Annotated in this window: 14 protein-coding genes; 8 read left to right on the top strand and 6 right to left on the bottom strand. The window is 38.8% G+C overall.

Annotation, left to right across the window (positions count from 1 at the left end; all coding sequences use genetic code 11):
• Positions 1–135: 135 nt before the first annotated feature.
• Positions 136–2295, bottom strand: coding sequence for a Tex family protein (locus VF06_RS10030; RefSeq protein WP_099067117.1), 2160 nt, complete (start codon positions 2293–2295; stop codon positions 136–138).
• A gap of 310 nt (positions 2296–2605) precedes the next feature.
• Here VF06_RS10030 and VF06_RS10025 point away from each other — a divergent pair, with 310 nt between their 5' ends.
• The 7 genes from VF06_RS10025 (at position 2606) to VF06_RS09990 (ending at position 11365) form a co-directional block, all read left to right on the top strand.
• A complete protein-coding gene (locus tag VF06_RS10025; RefSeq protein WP_099067116.1) occupies positions 2606–2821 on the top strand; it encodes a hypothetical protein in 216 nt (71 codons plus the stop codon).
• Between the two features lie 2042 nt (positions 2822–4863).
• Positions 4864–5247 (top strand): DMT family transporter, encoded by a 384-nt coding sequence (locus VF06_RS10015; protein WP_099067114.1) that lies wholly within the window; start codon positions 4864–4866, stop codon positions 5245–5247.
• A 35-nt stretch (positions 5248–5282) separates the two neighbouring features.
• Positions 5283–5639, top strand: coding sequence for an EamA family transporter (locus VF06_RS10010; RefSeq protein ID WP_099067113.1), 357 nt, complete (start codon positions 5283–5285; stop codon positions 5637–5639).
• Positions 5640–5714: 75 nt separating this feature from the next.
• On the top strand, positions 5715–7019 hold the full coding sequence (locus tag VF06_RS10005; RefSeq protein ID WP_099067112.1) for an NAD(P)/FAD-dependent oxidoreductase: 1305 nt from the start codon (positions 5715–5717) through the stop codon (positions 7017–7019).
• A 40-nt stretch (positions 7020–7059) separates the two neighbouring features.
• Complete coding sequence (locus VF06_RS10000) at positions 7060–7884, top strand: glycosyltransferase family 2 protein (protein ID WP_099067111.1); 825 nt, start codon at positions 7060–7062, stop codon at positions 7882–7884.
• 445 nt (positions 7885–8329) lie between these two features.
• Positions 8330–9802 carry a TldD/PmbA family protein gene (locus VF06_RS09995; RefSeq protein WP_099067110.1) on the top strand — a complete coding sequence of 491 codons (1473 nt, stop codon included), beginning with the start codon at positions 8330–8332 and terminating at the stop codon, positions 9800–9802.
• 222 nt (positions 9803–10024) lie between these two features.
• Complete coding sequence (locus VF06_RS09990; protein WP_099067109.1) at positions 10025–11365, top strand: TldD/PmbA family protein; 1341 nt, start codon at positions 10025–10027, stop codon at positions 11363–11365.
• Between the two features lie 158 nt (positions 11366–11523).
• Here the strand turns inward: VF06_RS09990 and VF06_RS09985 are convergent, their stop codons facing one another.
• Positions 11524–11964 carry a pentapeptide repeat-containing protein gene (locus VF06_RS09985; protein ID WP_099067108.1) on the bottom strand — a complete coding sequence of 147 codons (441 nt, stop codon included), beginning with the start codon at positions 11962–11964 and terminating at the stop codon, positions 11524–11526.
• Positions 11965–12242: 278 nt separating this feature from the next.
• Between VF06_RS09985 and VF06_RS09980 the strand changes: the two genes are divergently transcribed.
• On the top strand, positions 12243–12818 hold the full coding sequence (locus VF06_RS09980; protein ID WP_099067107.1) for a Uma2 family endonuclease: 576 nt from the start codon (positions 12243–12245) through the stop codon (positions 12816–12818).
• Here the strand turns inward: VF06_RS09980 and VF06_RS09975 are convergent.
• From VF06_RS09975 to VF06_RS42555, 4 genes are all read right to left on the bottom strand, one after another.
• Positions 12815–13879, bottom strand: a complete 1065-nt coding sequence (locus VF06_RS09975) for an aspartate carbamoyltransferase catalytic subunit (RefSeq protein ID WP_099067106.1) — start codon at positions 13877–13879, stop codon at positions 12815–12817. The genes VF06_RS09980 and VF06_RS09975 overlap by 4 nt on opposite strands.
• Entirely contained in the window at positions 13833–13976 is a 144-nt protein-coding gene (locus VF06_RS40565) for a hypothetical protein (RefSeq protein WP_180267295.1), read from the bottom strand. Before VF06_RS40565 ends, VF06_RS09975 begins: the two co-directional genes overlap by 47 nt.
• 46 nt (positions 13977–14022) lie before the next feature.
• Positions 14023–15375, bottom strand: a complete 1353-nt coding sequence (gene mgtE, locus VF06_RS09970; protein ID WP_099067105.1) for a magnesium transporter — start codon at positions 15373–15375, stop codon at positions 14023–14025.
• Positions 15376–16095: 720 nt separating this feature from the next.
• Positions 16096–16230, bottom strand: a complete 135-nt coding sequence (locus VF06_RS42555) for a hypothetical protein (RefSeq protein WP_257207512.1) — start codon at positions 16228–16230, stop codon at positions 16096–16098.
• Positions 16231–16556 lie beyond the last annotated feature (326 nt).

Below are 16556 nucleotides of genomic sequence, written 5' to 3'. Positions count from 1 at the left end.
AGGACACCCATCCCACAATAAAATCTATTGCAACATTTAAGGTTTGTCAGTCCACTACATTAATTTTATTTTCACTTTATAAATAACCTCTTATAATTTCTAATTCCCAATTGAAATTAGGAATTATGCTGAAATTTACTGCTTAACTGCTTTCATCGACAAACTAATTCGCTTTAATTTCTCGTTGACTTCTAGTACTCGCACTTTCACAACTTGTCCCACCTTGACAACTTTCTTGGGATCGTCTATGAATCGGTCGGCCAGTTGGGAAATATGCACCAAACCGTCTTGATGTACGCCGATATCAACGAAAGCACCGAAGTTGGCAACATTGGTGATGATTCCCTCTAGTTCCATTCCTTCTTTTAAGTCGGTAATTTCCTTAATTCCTTCTTTAAAGGTGGCGTACTTAAACTCAGCACGGGGGTCTCTACCTGGTTTTTCGAGTTCGCTGAGGATATCGCGCAGTGTGGGTTCGCCGACGGTATCGCTTACGTATTTTTTCAGGTTAGTTTTTTTAAGTTTTTCGGCTATTTGCGTCACTTGGTTTAATGGCACATTTAAATCAGATGCCATCGCCTCGACTACAGCATAACTTTCTGGATGCACTGCTGTATTATCCAATGGGTTGTCACCACCGCGAATTCGCAGAAAACCGGCTGCTTGTTCAAAGGCTTTCGGCCCCAATTTTGCAACCTTCAACAGTTGGCGGCGATTTTTAAAGGCTCCATGTTGGTTGCGATGGGCGACAATATTATTCGCCACTGTTGGGGTAATTCCAGAGACGGAAGTTAAGAGTTCTTTAGAAGCGGTATTTAAGTCTACACCTACGTAGTTAACACAGCTTTCTACGGTTTCCTCCAATTTCTTTTTCAACAACTTTTGATCGACATCGTGCTGATATTGTCCCACACCAATGGATTTGGGATCGATTTTCACTAGTTCCGCCAAGGGGTCTTGCAAACGCCTGCCGATACTAATTGCTCCACGCACGGTAATATCTAAATCAGGAAATTCTTCCAACGCCACTTTACTAGCAGAATATATAGATGCACCAGATTCGTTGACTATGACTTTTACTGGTTTGCGTTCTATTTTTTGTAAGACTTCCGAGACAAACTCCTCTGTTTCGCGGGACGCCGTACCATTACCAATGGCGATTAATTCAATTTTGTATTTTTCAATCAAATTTTTGAGTGTTTGTGCAGCTTTGAGCCTTTGTTCCGCTGCTTGGTGAGGAAATATCGCTTGGTATTCCAAAAATTTCCCTGTTTCGTCGAGGACTACAACTTTACACCCAGTTCTAAATCCAGGATCGATGGCTAGGGTTGGTTTCATTCCTGCTGGTGCAGACAACAACAACTCCCGCAGATTTGCTTCAAACGTCTTGATTGATTCTATATCTGCGTAGGTTTTTTTCTCCGAAATTACCTCTCCCATTAGAGAGATTTTCATCAAACGGTTAAATGCATCCTTTAACATCCCTTGGTAAAAATCCCGAATTGTTTTGACTTTAGTTTTAATTTCTTGAGATTCCAGATAATAAAGTACCGTATCTTCATCAAAAGCAATTTCAAAGCTTAATACTTTCTCTGCTTCACCTCGACACAAGGCCAGCATATTGTGGGGTGCAATATTTTTGACCTTGATTTGATAATTTCGGTACATCTCAAACTTGGTTGTACCTTCGGGATAATCATCTTTGATGCGGGAGACAAACACTCCTTCTTCGAGGAAATAATCGCGGATGTGTGCGCGTAATTCGGCTTTTTCAGCGACTTCTTCCGCTAAGATGTCAGATGCACCTTTGAGCGCTTCTGCTGCTGTTTTTACTTCCTTGGCTGCGGAAATATACTTAGCTGCTGCTTCCTCCAGGGAAGCGTTCATAGCATTTTTAACATTTAAAGATTTGATGAACTCCGCTAAGGGTTCGAGTCCTTTTTCCCTGGCGATGGTGGCGCGGGTGCGTCGCTTTGGTCGATAGGGTAAATATAGATCTTCAAGTTCTGTTTTTTGTAAACAAGACGTGATTTTCGTTTTGAGTTCGTCTGTAAGTTTACCTTGTTCAGCGATCGCATTGAGAATTACAGACTTACGTTCTTCCAGTTCTGTTAAATAAGTATATCTATCGGCCAGTTCTCGAAGTTGCACTTCATTCATCTCATCAGTGCGCTCTTTACGGTAACGCGCAATGAACGGAATGGTTGCACCTTCCGCCAAAAGTTCTAAGGCGTTTTGCACCTGATGGGGTTTGAGGTTTAATTCAGTTGCCAGTAATTGAGGAATGTTCAGCATCGAATCTTTCAGTTGAAAATCCTACTCCTAAAGCTAATATGCTAAAACGTTTTCATCAAACCAGTCCAAAGTTTTAAGCTAATTTACCAGATAACTCCTTTGTTTGAGAAGCACCATCACCTCAGCCTGTGACTGTCCATTGCCCTATGAAGGTGTAAAATAAAGAATTGCATAATCTTGATTTTTGATAAGATTTATATCGATAGACTGTTGTGGCTAAAACCTTCTTGGATGTAAAATTAACCACAATTCCAAAAACATTTTTATCTTTTCATAAACACCACAATTTGTAGTCCATAGGTGATTGACAATGGCTTTGTTTTTCCTGATACCACTATGCACTGCTATAGCTACTGGCTACATAATTAAAAAAAGTACTGATGAAATCGCATATCTCGCGGGTGTTTTTGCAGTTATCAGCTTGATTTTGAGTTTAGTCTTAGCACCCTGGCAGATTCAGTTTGGATTGTTAATCATTGTTTTTATTATTACTAACAAGCTGTTGCAACAAAATGGCTTAAAATAGACTCCACTGACATAAAAAGTACCTGGAGAAACTAAACGACATAAAGCAACAATAATTAAATTTTTGTCAACTTTAAAATACTGCCAATTATTCAGACAGTTAATCAAATCAAGCCTCCAAGCGGGTTTTGTGCCCTTAGTCATGGGTTTGATGACTTTGGACTTGCTTTTCAAATATAAAATTTTCTAACAAAGTAGCTCATTCTTCTCTCCATCATATTAACCTGATGATGGAGAAGTAATATCTCTATTTTGAGGCTTTAGTTAGAATAGTTAATAGTATCAAATTGCACTGGAAGATTGAGTCTTAAGTACGCTTTTCCCGTTCATTTTGTATATAAATTAACTACCTATTAATCTGAAATTGAAATATTTCAATTAGTGAATTGTTAAAATTGAAGAAAAAACAATTCAATTAATGATTTTTGTCTGTGTATTTTTTTCTAGAAACTAGTATCTTTTAATTCTATGTTTTAGCCATTACTTTGGCGATCGCTGGAATTGAAATTCTGCTTTAGTAAAATAAACTTTAGGCTTTATAATTTATTTATCTTTGAACATAACTTTTAATTTCTGCAAATGTATTACCGAAAAAGCGTCTTATAAATATACAGTTTTGAAGAAATCAAAATTTACATAGCAAATAGATCTACGCGGTTTATTCTAAAGTTGATTATTTTGCTTTTTTCCTTAGCACTTTGACAAGACTCTGCGATCTGGACTCACAAATAAAAATTTCTCTTGCTTCCAATGTGCCATGTACTATGGTTGATTTGAGGTAAATTCCTGATGTAACCCACTACCAATAGTCAAAAGGTTTTTTTATCCTACTGCGTATTACATTCTTCAAGCTGGTCTAGTGTATAAAGTTTTTGTTTAGATAGATTTTGGCAAGGTAAATTTTTGATGTGGAATTGCCTTTTATACAAGTTTCGACAGTCAAAAGCCAAGAAATATACATAATTTAGCAAGTAAAAATTTATAAAGAATATACTGTCTATTTTATGAAGTTTTTGTTTAAGCAGATTTTCAGCAAGTAAATTTTTCATGAAGTATGGCGATAAATTTGCAACATTCTTTTCTCGTGGTATTCTAGTAAGTAATTACATGTAGCAATAACTTTTGAGAAACAACTCTAGTTAAAACTATATGTAGTAATCCATAAAAATCAACTAAAATCAATCAAAGGCAATACTCACAATGTAAAAATACTGCCATCAATTTCAACATCTGCGAACTGCAATTATTTCCGCCGACCATAGTCTAGCTTTAGACTAACCTCTACTATCATCAAAGCTTGACTTAGGATATTAAGTAAAGTTGCGATAAAACTCTAAAGAAACCCATCTATTTTAAGATACTGCTCTAGAGCCTAAGAAATTTTGCTAAATATTCTATTAAATGTCCAAATAAAGCAAGTAAGCAAATTCAGCGAATTAGTTTCCAGCCTAACTCACAACTATATCTGTGAGTTTAAAGATAGTTTATATAGACGAAGGAAAAATTAATAAACTCTCCACTAACAAGCAAATTGAAGACAATTATTAATTTAAGTAAGTTCTGAAATATAAAGTTAATCGGTTGACAATTTCAGTGGTGTATTCAACTAAATTTCTACAAGAAGATACCTACAACTGATGAAACTTAATCAATGGATTGATAAAAATTTTGGCAATCTGTGTTTACTGGCTTAAATGTTAAGAATGAGTATCCTCTCCAAGCTTAGCGATCGCCAATTGGTAAACTCAATCTAGGACAAATTTTTAGTGTACTTCATATACTATGTGACCTTTGTCTAATAATAGTCCGGAAGTATAACTAGGTGGCTTGATACAGCAAGTGTCTGATATCCAAAGTCAACATTATTTGGTTTTAAACTTTTAGGACATGAACTTCAATGGTCATTTTGATCTCAGTCCCTTCATAACTCTCTAAATTCTATTTGCTATTTGCTGAAGTGAGAGTTCAAATTTTTGAGAAGGCGTGACCGAAATGCAAAATTTTTAAGTTCATACTTATTATTACCATTGAGGTAAATCTATTATGAAATCTATATTACAAAATTCTCGCTTTCAAATAACATCGTATATTATCTTACTTGTTAGCATTTTATTTAGTATTTCCGGGCAATTGTTGATGAAGCATACCATGACCAATAGCCATCAAGGACTATTAAATTGGGAATTTCTTCAACAATTAGCATTATCTATAACTGTCTATTGTTTAGCAATAGTCACTTGGATATTAGCTTTACGCAACGTCAAATTAAGTATTGCCTATCCGGTAACTAGCTTAAATTACGTCGGCATACTTTTAGGCTCGTATTATTTTTTTAATGAAGTAATTACAATAACTAGAATAATAGGAGTACTCACTATTTTTGCTGGTGTTCTTCTAGTGGTTATTCCTATAAAAAAATCCCAATAATTTTATAGTAATTTATCGAAATCAAGTATTAAAAAATGGACATCATTAACTCGCTAAATTTAATGCTTGTAGTTTTGTTTGGAACAGTGGCTAATGTATCGCTAAAGTACGGGCTTTACATAACCAACTCTAACAAAGAAGGAAGCGCATCCATCCGCAATTTGATATTTTCTCGCTATTTTGCAATTTGGTTCATTTGCTACGGTTTCATGACACTATTGTGGCTTTATGTTTTGCGGACAGTTCCTTTGAGCCAAGCATTTCCAGTTTTGGGATTAATGTACGCACTTATACCTATTGCTTCTTACTATCTTCTCAGAGAGAAGGTCGTATTGAGCCAGTGGCTAGGAATTTCAATTATTATCACTGGTGTAATTCTTGTTGTACATTGATAGCTCAATTAACTGTCAACGTTAACAAAGTCGAAAGATAAATTTGAACAACATTCCCTAGAAAAATTTAAGTTTATGAAAATAGGCATCATTGGCGGAGGAATAACTGGCCTAGTATTAGCCCAACGTCTTTCACACCAAGGAAATATAGTAACTGTTTTTGATAATAACAATCAACTTGGTGGACTTACCACCTATCATGATTACGGGTTATTTACCTGGGATCGTTTTTATCACGTTATTTTACCTTCTGATACTTATTTAATAAATTTTATTAGAGATATTGGTCTTGGAGATAAACTACGTTGGCATCGTAGTTTAACAGGATTTTATGATAATAAGAAATTTTATTCTATCAGTAATGCTATAGAATTTCTACGCTTCCCTTTGTTTGGGTTGATGGGAAAAATTAGATTAGCCTTTACTCTTTTATACGGCTCGCGCATCACTAATTGGCAGAGTTTAGAAAAGATTTTAGTTGAAGATTGGCTGTTAAAACTGGGTGGGAGAAATACATACGAAAAGCTTTGGAAACCCTTGCTTCTATCAAAATTAGGAGAGAATTATAAACGAATCTCAGCTGTTTTTATTTGGGCTTACATTAGAAGATTATTTTCAGCGCGGGATTCTTCATTGAGTAAAGAACAACTTGGTTATGTTTCTGGCGGTTATAAAACTGTAATAGACCGTTTAGAAGAATTAATTAAGGCGACTGGAGGTGAGATTCGTACAAGTACTGCGGTGGAGTATATTGCACCTGCTCAAGAAGGTGGAATCTGGGTAGAATCTCAAGGTAAAAAAGAACATTTTGATAAGGTCATATTTACTGGCCCAGTTAATGTCCTGCAACAGGTTGTTGCAAATGACCTAGTGAAAGTTTCCCAAACTCGTGAAACAGTAGAGTACCTTGGTGTAATTTGCATGACACTAATTACCCGCAAGCCTTTAATTCCTTATTATGTAGTTAATATTGCCGATAGAAATATTCCTTTTACTGGAGTTATCGGTATGAGTAACTTAGTTTCATTGGAAGAAACGGCAGGATATCACATGACATTCCTACCAAAATATATACTTTCTACCGATCCCTTGTTAAAACAGCCAGAAGAAGAATTGCGACAATTATTTTTCCAAGGAATACGTTTGATGTTCCCAGAACTCAAACAAGATGACATCGTAGCAGCACACATAAATAGAGCGATTAAAGTACAGCCGCTACAAGTTTTAAACTACTCAAGTCTTGTTCCCAAGGTAAGCACAGAAAATGCTGATTTTTTTGTTGTGAATACATCACAGTTCGTGAATGATAGCGTCAACAACAACGCAGTGGTCAGACACGTTGATGAATTCCTCAAAAAATCAACATTACTAAATTCTTAAAATCTCAGTACTGGTATTTTCCAAATTACACGAGGCATTTATGAGTCTTTTTGTTCTTTTACCCGCATACAACGAAGAAGAATCAATTCCACCATTGTTCAAAAGATTTCAGGCATTGCAGGAAATCTCGAAGATGAACATCCAACTGATTTTAGTTGATGATGGCAGTAGCGATCGCACTGCTGACACTGCCATAGCAGAAGCTCAATCCTTGGGCATATCGCTGAAATTAGTACAACATTCCAAAAATGCTGGTTTAGGTCAAGCAATTAAAACAGGCTTCACAACTTTCTTAGAAATTTCTCAAGAAGGTGATTTTTTAGCAGCTATGGACTGTGATGATACTCAACCACCAGAATTGTTAATTAAAATGTATGATACCACCATCGCTGGTGGTTATGATATTGCCATCGCATCTAGATATCGCAAAGGCTCCAAAGTCATCGGCTTATCAAAATTTAGAGAGTTCATGAGCTACGGAGCAAGCTGGCTATTTAGAATTGCAGCCCGCGTACCAGGTGTTAGAGACTACACTTGTGGTTATAGACTGTATAACCGTACTTTGCTCAGTAGACTTGATGCCTATTATGGTGAAAATCTTTTCACAGAAAGCGGATTTGCTTGCATGATAGATTTACTACTCAAAGCTAAAGTATTCAAACCTAGAATAGTAGAAATTCCAATGGTTTTGAGATACGATCAAAAGCCCACTGCCAGTAAAATGAAAGTCCTGAAAACCATTGTTCGTACCCTCAATGTTTTGTTTAAAAACATATCTTCCACAAGACCAGCCCCCAATTTAGAACAAACTTTTGACGGTCAACAAACAGTGAAAATTCCTTTGAAAATCGCAAATCGTAAATAAACCTGACGAGGAGCATCTGGATTCAATTAAACTTATCAGCAAAGAAAATTACATATTTTGTAGGAATTATAATTCCTAATTAGCAATTGTAACTTCATACCTGTTGGTATTTTTGTAGCTCTTTTGGCGAACAAAAGTACAAATTAAATATAAATAAGTGCATCTCGTTTATTTGAACCATAATCTCCTCAAGGGGCGTACATACATTTGTACGTCCTTTGATAGTTTCTTCTTTCTTTGTGTTCTACCCTGCCTGAAGCCACTTCTCTACGAAACTGTCTATGGGCCCTTTGTGGTTCCTCGTATCATTTAAATGGAAATCCCTGAATAGGAGGGAAATCCACACTACCTGACTGCCAACTGTGGCTTTCCCTCATTTGTTAGACTGAACACACCAGGATTTTTCAGTCAAACCTCTGAATTACGCCAGCAGACGAGGCTACCCATGCTTACAAGTACGCTACTTCTCTCGAATCAACTTCCCACTCTACAATATTCTTCCACCCCAGAGCGTTTCGATGAAACCTGGGAAGCCCCACTGGCTACCCTCCTGGGACTAGGACGCGCCGCCGGTGCTGACTTCATCGAATTCTTCTTAGAACGCCGCAACTACATTAGTTCTCTTGCAGAAGACGACGCCATCACCAGCATTTCACCGAGTTTGTCTACAGGGGCGGGAGTCAGAGTCTTTCGCGGTAAAGCCGACTGCTACGTCAGTACCAATAACCTTTCTTTTTCGGGTTTGAAAGCAGCCTTAGAAAAAGGTCTTTCGATTTTAGGGTTACACTTACCCGCACCTAGTTCCTTCATTCCAGAAATCAACCTCGAATTACTGAGAGATTACGCCAGCAAAAGAGGTAAAGATGCCTGGTTACCTGCGTGTAGTTCCATCCGCGAAATGGGAGAAGTCCTTTTAGATGGCACTGCTTACCTGAAACAAAAAGCCAGCCATGTGCAATCACGGCGTGCTAGTTATTTTCGAGATTGGCAAGAAGTTCTAGTGGCCGCCAGCGATGGTACTTTTGCCCGTGACATCCGCCTCACTCAATCAGTAGGCTTTAACTTGTTGTGTGCCGATGGTGCTAATCGTACCTCAATTGGCGATCGCGCCGGTAACACTAGCGATGCCAACTTCCTCAGAACCTGGGATTATCAACAAGCTGCTGAAAAAATCTCAGAATCCGCTGGTAAAATGCTCTATGCAGATTACGTGGAATCAGGAACTTATCCTATTATTATGGCCAATCACTTTGGCGGCGTAATCTTCCACGAAGCCTGCGGACACCTCCTAGAAACCACTCAAATTGAACGCAATACCTCTCCCTTTGCTGATAAAAAAGGCGAAAAAATTGCCCACGAAAGTTTAACAGCTTGGGATGAAGGACGTTCTGATAATGCCTTCGGAACAATTGATATGGATGACGAAGGTATGCCCGCCCAAAGAACCTTATTAATTGAAAAAGGCGTTCTCAAAAACTTTTTAGCGGATAGAACAGGTTCCACACTCACCGGACACCCCAGAACCGGAAGCGGACGCCGCCAAAACTACACCTTTGCCGCCGCTAGCCGGATGCGTAATACTTATATTGATTCTGGCGACTACACCATTGAAGATATATTTGCCTCTATTGATAAAGGCATTTACTGTAAAAAAATGGGTGGTGGTAGCGTTGGTGCCACAGGTCAATTTAACTTTGGTGTTGATGAAGCTTATTTGATTGAAAATGGCAAAATTACCAAGCCATTAAAAGGAGCAATTTTGATTGGTGAAGCCACAGAAATTATGAATAAAATTTCCATGTGTTCCCAAGATTTAGAAATTGCCCCTGGTTTTTGTGGTTCTGTGAGTGGCAGTATTTACACCACAGTCGGACAACCACACATCAAAGTTGATTCTATTACTGTAGGCGGAAGATAAGAATTTGGGATTTTAGATTTTGATTTTGGATTTTCAACCAGCCAAAACTACATCTAAATCTGCATAATATTAAACTCTATATTTCTTGTGGGGTGGGCATCTTGTCCGCCCAAACTATGAGAGTTTTATGTGCAATACCTTAAAATCCAAAATCCTAAATCTAATATTCAAAATTAAATCTCCGTCAATCTAAAATCTAAAATCCAAAATCTAAAATTGGTCATGCCGAATATTAATGAAATTGCAAATTACGCCAAGGAAAATGCTGATAAACTTGGCATCAAAAAATTTGACATCTACGGCTCAACAGTGGATGATACCAGCGTGCAAGTAGATAAAGGAGAGCCAAAACAAGTCAAAGCTTCAAATCGCTCTGGTGTTACCGTTCGTGTCTGGAATGAAGATAATACAATGGGTGTCACCAGCACCACAGACGTAGACCCCAAAGGATTAGAATTAGCTTTGAAAACTGCCTACGAAGCAAGCTTTTTTGGTGTTAAAGAAAATGTCCCTGATTTTAGCCCAGAAGCCACTATTCCTATTCCCGATAAACCTGAAAATAAAACACCCCAAGCACCCGTAGCTGAACTGATAGAAAAACTATTGGTAGCTGAAAAAGAATTATTGACAGCCCATCCAGCAATTAAAGGTGTACCGTATAATAGCTTAGCCCAAAGAGATATTGATAGATTTTATCTCAATAGCGACGGTGCCCTAAGAAAGGAATCTCATTCTTTAGCATCGATTTATCTTTACAGCAAAACAGAAGAAGAAGGGAAAAAACCTCGCAGTGCAGGTGCTTTTAGAATCGACCATAGTTTAGATAAACTAGACATCAATGGTTGCATCAAAGAAACCGCAGATAAAACTATTAGCCACTTGAATTATGAAAAAATTACCAGTGGTAAATATCGAGTAGTTTTTTCACCAGAAGCTTTTTTAAGTTTGTTGGGGGCTTTTTCTAACTTATTTAATGCCCAAAGTATATTGGATAAACAAAGTTTATCTACTCCTGAAGATATAGGTAAGCAAATTGCTTCTCCTCTGCTTTCAGTTTATGACGATGCACTACATCCAGCTAACATAGGTGCAGAAAGTTTTGATGGTGAAGGTACTCCCACTCGTCAAACTTCGCTCATTGAAAATGGCATTTTGAAAAGCTTTCTCCATAGTGCCGGCACTGCCAAAAGGTTAAATGCTCAACCTACAGGTAACGCCAGCATTGGGGCAAAAGTCAGCGTCAGTCCGAATTTTTATCACGTTTTTACAACAGCAACCCCTGAGGAACAATTCAGCTTAGAAACTGCGGAAAACGTGATTTTGATTGATGATGTCCGCGCCCTCCATGCAGGAGTAAAATCTCTCCAAGGTTCGTTTTCTTTGCCGTTTGATGGTTGGTTAGTTAACAAAGGTGTGAAGACTAGCATTGAGTCAGCAACCATAGCCGGCGATTTCTTGGAACTCTTGAAGTCAATTATTTACATAGAAAAAGAGGTGGAGTTAACACCAGCAGGAATTTGTCCCAGAATTTGGGTTAATGAACTAGCGATTACTGGGGAATAAATTTGAGAATTTAGATTTTGGATTTTGGATTGTAAGATTCCAAATCCAAAATTTAAAAAGGTCTATTTCGCAAAATCTAAAATCGAAACTTGTTTGACAAATACCTGAGTTTATACACAAACTCAATCCAAAATCCAAAATCCAAAATCCAAAATTGATTAATATTCACCACCAACACTAATAGCAGTATTAAACACATCAGCACCAGTTAAATCGATATTAGCTAAAATAGCCCCATCGACCTCGGCATTATATAAGTGGGCATTAGTAAAATCAACATTGGTGAGATTAGCATTATTGAGGCTAGTACCGCTAACAAAGGCATCTGTGAGATTAGCAGAACTCAAATTAGCACCAGTTAAATCAGCACCCTCTAAGTTTGCACCTTCTAAGTTTGCACCTTTCAAGTTTGCGTTTCTCAAGTCAACCCCTATGAGATGAGCGCCTTTGAGATTTGCTCCTGTTAAATCGCATCCAAAACATTCTCTAGTTTCCAGCAAACGCCGGACAGGGGCGGAGTTTTCAGCTTTGACGGAAATAGGAGCAGCAAAAGATAGCGTAGTGAGTAAAGCTGCTGCCGTCAAAAATATTGGTTTCATATTTATTTACCTCCGACACTACTAAAAGTCATGCAATTCTTGACTTCTATACTTAAATTTTCCCAAAATGATATGGTTGCGTCTTCATGCGATGGGAATAATAGAAAATTTCTCTAAGATTATGTATTTTGTCCTCAAATAATCCTATGGGATTAAAATCAAAAGATTGTTATCAATAACTTTAGGCATATATAATCCAAAATAATTGGTGAAAATTAGGGCATCTAACACCGTAAATTTTCGCAAAATCCTCAGTAGCCACTATTGCAATTCACTTTATGGTTACCACCTCATTGACATTAAACCTAGACACCGTTCACTTCACAGACGAACAGTTCTATCAGTTATGTCAAAATAACCGCGAGTTGCAATTTGAACGAACGGCTAAGGGAGAATTGATAATTATGCCGCCTGTTGGAGGAGAAAGTGGTAACCGTGAAGCCGACTTAATTATTGATTTGGGCATCTGGAATCGGCAAACTGCTCTCGGTTATACTTTTAACTCCTCTACTATATTTAAATTACCCAATGGAGCAGACCGTTCTCCTGATGCCGCTTGGATTCAACGAGAACGTTGGGAAGCACTCACTCCGGAACAAAGACGTAAATTTCCCCCCATTGCACCGGATTTTGTCATTGAATTAAGGTCAGCAACAGATGATTTACAAATGCTGCGTCAGAAAATGCAAGAATATCTCGATGCAGGCGTGAAATTAGGATGGTTAATTAATCCTCAACAGCAGCAAGTAGAAATTTACTGCCAAGGACAAAACGTAGAAGTGCGAAATCTACCCACAGAATTATCGGGTGAAAATGTATTGCCAGGATTTAACTTGATTTTGTCTTATTATTAAGCTTTACCACTACCCAATAAATACAGTAATGCCATCCGAACAGCAACACCACTGGTAACCTGCGATTGAATGAGACTAAATTCCGGGTCATCCATCAATTCAGAACTAATTTCCACACCACGGTTTACTGGCCCTGGATGCAAAACTTTAACATGAGGTTTACAAAGTTGCAGCTTTGTGCTTGTGATGCCAAATAGTTGATGATATTCTCGCAAACTCGGCAATAAATGAGCAGTCATTCGTTCCTTTTGCAAGCGCAAAGTCATCACAAAATCGGCGTCCTGTAAAGCTGGTTCTAGTTGCCAATGAAGAAATAATTGGGGTGTGGGGGGGGATGAGGGGGATGAAGAGGTAATGAACTCCTGAGTTGTGAATTCTGAATTCTGACTTCTGAGTTCTGATTCCTCGAAGATATATTCGGCGAATAACTTCGGTAAAAGCGTGGGTGGCGCAGCGAGGTGTACTTGGGCACCACTGGCGATAAAACTCCAGATATTCGATCGCGCCACACGAGAATGCAAAATATCCCCAACGATCGCAATTTTTTTACCCTGTAAAAGTTCCAGTCGCGGATGATTGGGGTCAATTAAACTACAAATGGTAAATAAGTCTAGCAGTGCTTGGGAAGGATGTTCGTGTTGACCATCACCGGCATTCAGGACGCTAACTTTTACACCCAAACGATCCATTTCAGCAGCGATGGCATTTGGTACTCCGGCCTCCTTATGCCGGACTACCATAATATCAGTGCCCATAGCCAAATAAGTCTTGGCTGTGTCGAGAATTGTTTCTCCCTTAGTCATGGAAGACGTAGCTGCGGCAAAGTTCAATGTATCGGCACTCAAGCGTTTAGCAGCAAGTTCAAAACTGCTCCGGGTGCGGGTAGAAGGTTCAAAAAATAAATTTGCCACCACTTGTCCCTGCAAAGTTGGTACCTTCTTCGTCCGCCGCGATAGCACCTCTTGAAAAGATGCAGCAGTTTGCAAAACTGTATCGTATTCAGCCGATTTGAAGTCAGCGAGGGAAAGAACGTGGTGACGATTCCAGGTTGTTGTAGGCATATTCTAATATTGGGCATGGGGCACGGGGCATAGGGCATGGCAAATGGGGGGTGGGGTGATGGGGTGGTGGGGTGAAATTCTCTCCCCATCTCCTCATCTCCCCATCTCCCCACACTTCCTGCTTGCCCAATGCCCCAATCCCCTCATGTTGGTAATTTAAAAACGTTTAAAGCTACAGAAATTAGGCTCAGGAATGTTAAAAATCCAATTGTATCTAGCATTGTAGTCACTAATGGGCCGCTAACCAAGGCCGGGTCGAGCTTCAAGCGTTTCAAGGCCATTGGTAGTAAAGTCCCAAGAGTCACGGCCACTATTGTATTTGTTGCCATAACTGTACCAGCAATTAAAGCCACCCATCGTTCTTGGGGTCGCGCCCAAATCAAAGAAAGCAGAATCATCGTTGTGGCTAAAGCAATCGCTGTACCCAAACCAGCGAAAATTTCCTTGCGGAGAATTTTCACAGTGTCTTTGGGTGTCACCTCTCCCACTCCCAAGCCCCGGATGGTCACAGTTAATGCTTGGATTCCTACAGTACCACCGGTATTAGAAAAAATTGGCATGATCACTGCAAGCACCGGCACTGCGGAAATTACAGACTGAAAAGGAGCGATGGCGCTTGCCGCACCAATATACAAGGCCATGATGCCCAACAGCCAAGGTAAGCGGTTGCGGATGGTGAGTAGAGGAGGGGACAAAGCTCCTTCATCACCACTGACAGCCGCCAATTTTTGAATATCTTGTGTGGCTTCTTCTTCCAAAATATCGATGACATCATCAATGGTGACAATACCCACCAATCGGTCTTCCCGGTCAACTACGGGAATGGCGATTAAGTCGTAGCGCTTCATGATTTGGGCGACTTCTTCTTGGGGGGTTTCGGTTCTCACCTTAATGACGCGATCGCTGGCAATATCTCTGATATAAACATCAGGGAAGGTAAACAACAGCTGGCGCAGTGAAACTACTCTCACCAATGTCCGGTTATCGTCTGTAACGTAGGCGTAGTAAATTGTTTCTTTGTCTTCGTCTTGACGGCGGATTTTACTGAGAGCTTCACCTACTGTTAATCCTTCTCGTAAGCGGACATACTCAGTGGTCATCACTCGCCCAGCAGTGCCTTCTGGATAACCGAGAATTGTGGCTGTGGCTTGCCTTTGTTCTGGACTCAATTCCTTTAACAGCCGTTTAATTACTCCAGCTGGTAATTCATCAAATAATTCTGCTCGTTCATCAGGACTCATGGCTTCTACAAGCTGCGCCACTTGTACATCATGTAGGGAATTAATTAGTTCTTCCTGTACCTCTGTTGGCAGATATTCAAATACATCAATTGCCTGATTTTTGTTGAGTAACCGAAATGCGATCGCTCTTTGTTTTTCAGGCAATTGTGCAATATATTCCCCTACATCCACTGGTTGTAACCGATTCAAATCCCATTTCAACTGATTTAAATCGGTAGCATCAATCAGTGCATCCCGGAGTTCCTGTGTGAGCATAATACATACCTCCTAATATCTCCCCCGCGCTGGGAGACTGCCTCACCAGCTTAGAGGAGGTTGATACTGCCATCTTGGGGACTTTGGCCCATAAAATCTCAATAATTCAATATCGATATCCAATCAGGGCATCGCTAGTCATCATCCTAACCCGGAATCGCCATCTCCGGTAGATACTGGGTAATATTATCGAGAATTTGTGACATTCTTCACCAGTAACCAACTTCAAGCCTTGATTTTCAGGTAATTTTCGCGTAACTTAAAGTAGATTTTACTACTCTTAGCATCTGTGTCAAGCTAATCAATATTTTTCCTAGTAAACTTGGTGAATTTAGATAATTCAGATAAATCAATTCAAACGTATAATAACAGTATGTTTTTCTAGTCTATCCTGCGGTTACTAAGATTTTTTCAAGCCATAAACAAGAGGGAATGGCAAAAAAACTGCCTGAATAATCGGACTTTTTGTTGCTAATTTGAATTATGGATAGGTCAAATTAACATTTAAAGCGGGGCTGGCTGGCCACGATATTTTAATATGTCCTGTTTAAAATTCCTTGATTTTAAAATTTGGCGTTTTCCTATTTACTAAACCAAGGGCTTTTTGCACAAAATTCAAAGCCTCTTGCATATAAAAAATGAAGAGGCTTGGACAGATGTTTATGACAAAATAAAAAACTAGGTTTGCTTGAGGTAACAATGGAGATTTTTAACTTTCACTTACCCAATAGAACGCTTAAGTGAACCATCAGCGTATAGCTCTAGTGGTACTAATTCAATTTTGCCATTAACTCTCACTTGGGAGTAAACTACTTTCACTAATTGAGCATGATTTTCGTTGTAACGCAGAGACATAATTAATCTCCTTAGGGAACTGCAAAAAATAAATTATTCTGCTTAAAGGGTTGACTGTTAACTGTTAACTGTGAACAGTCAACAAATAGCAATGGAATATTTTTTACTTTTTAATTTATCAAAAATAAAATAAACTAAGTATAAAATTATCTCAGTATCAATGAAGATTTGAATAAATTTTGTATTTGAGTCCGACTTCGCTAAAATTCAGTACCTAGAGGGCTGTTAACGCGAGATAATAAGAAACTCACACCACCCTGGGCTGTTTCCCATCAACCATTACAAAACTTATTCCAAATTAGGTTTAGATTGTTCGCCTCACAGCC

The sequence above is a fragment of the Nostoc linckia z4 genome (assembly GCF_002608075.1).
In the GTDB taxonomy this organism is placed as follows: Bacteria; Cyanobacteriota; Cyanobacteriia; order Cyanobacteriales; family Nostocaceae; genus Nostoc; species Nostoc linckia.
Note: the sequence above shows the minus strand (reverse complement) of the source record. Positions and strands in the feature narration are given on the sequence as shown.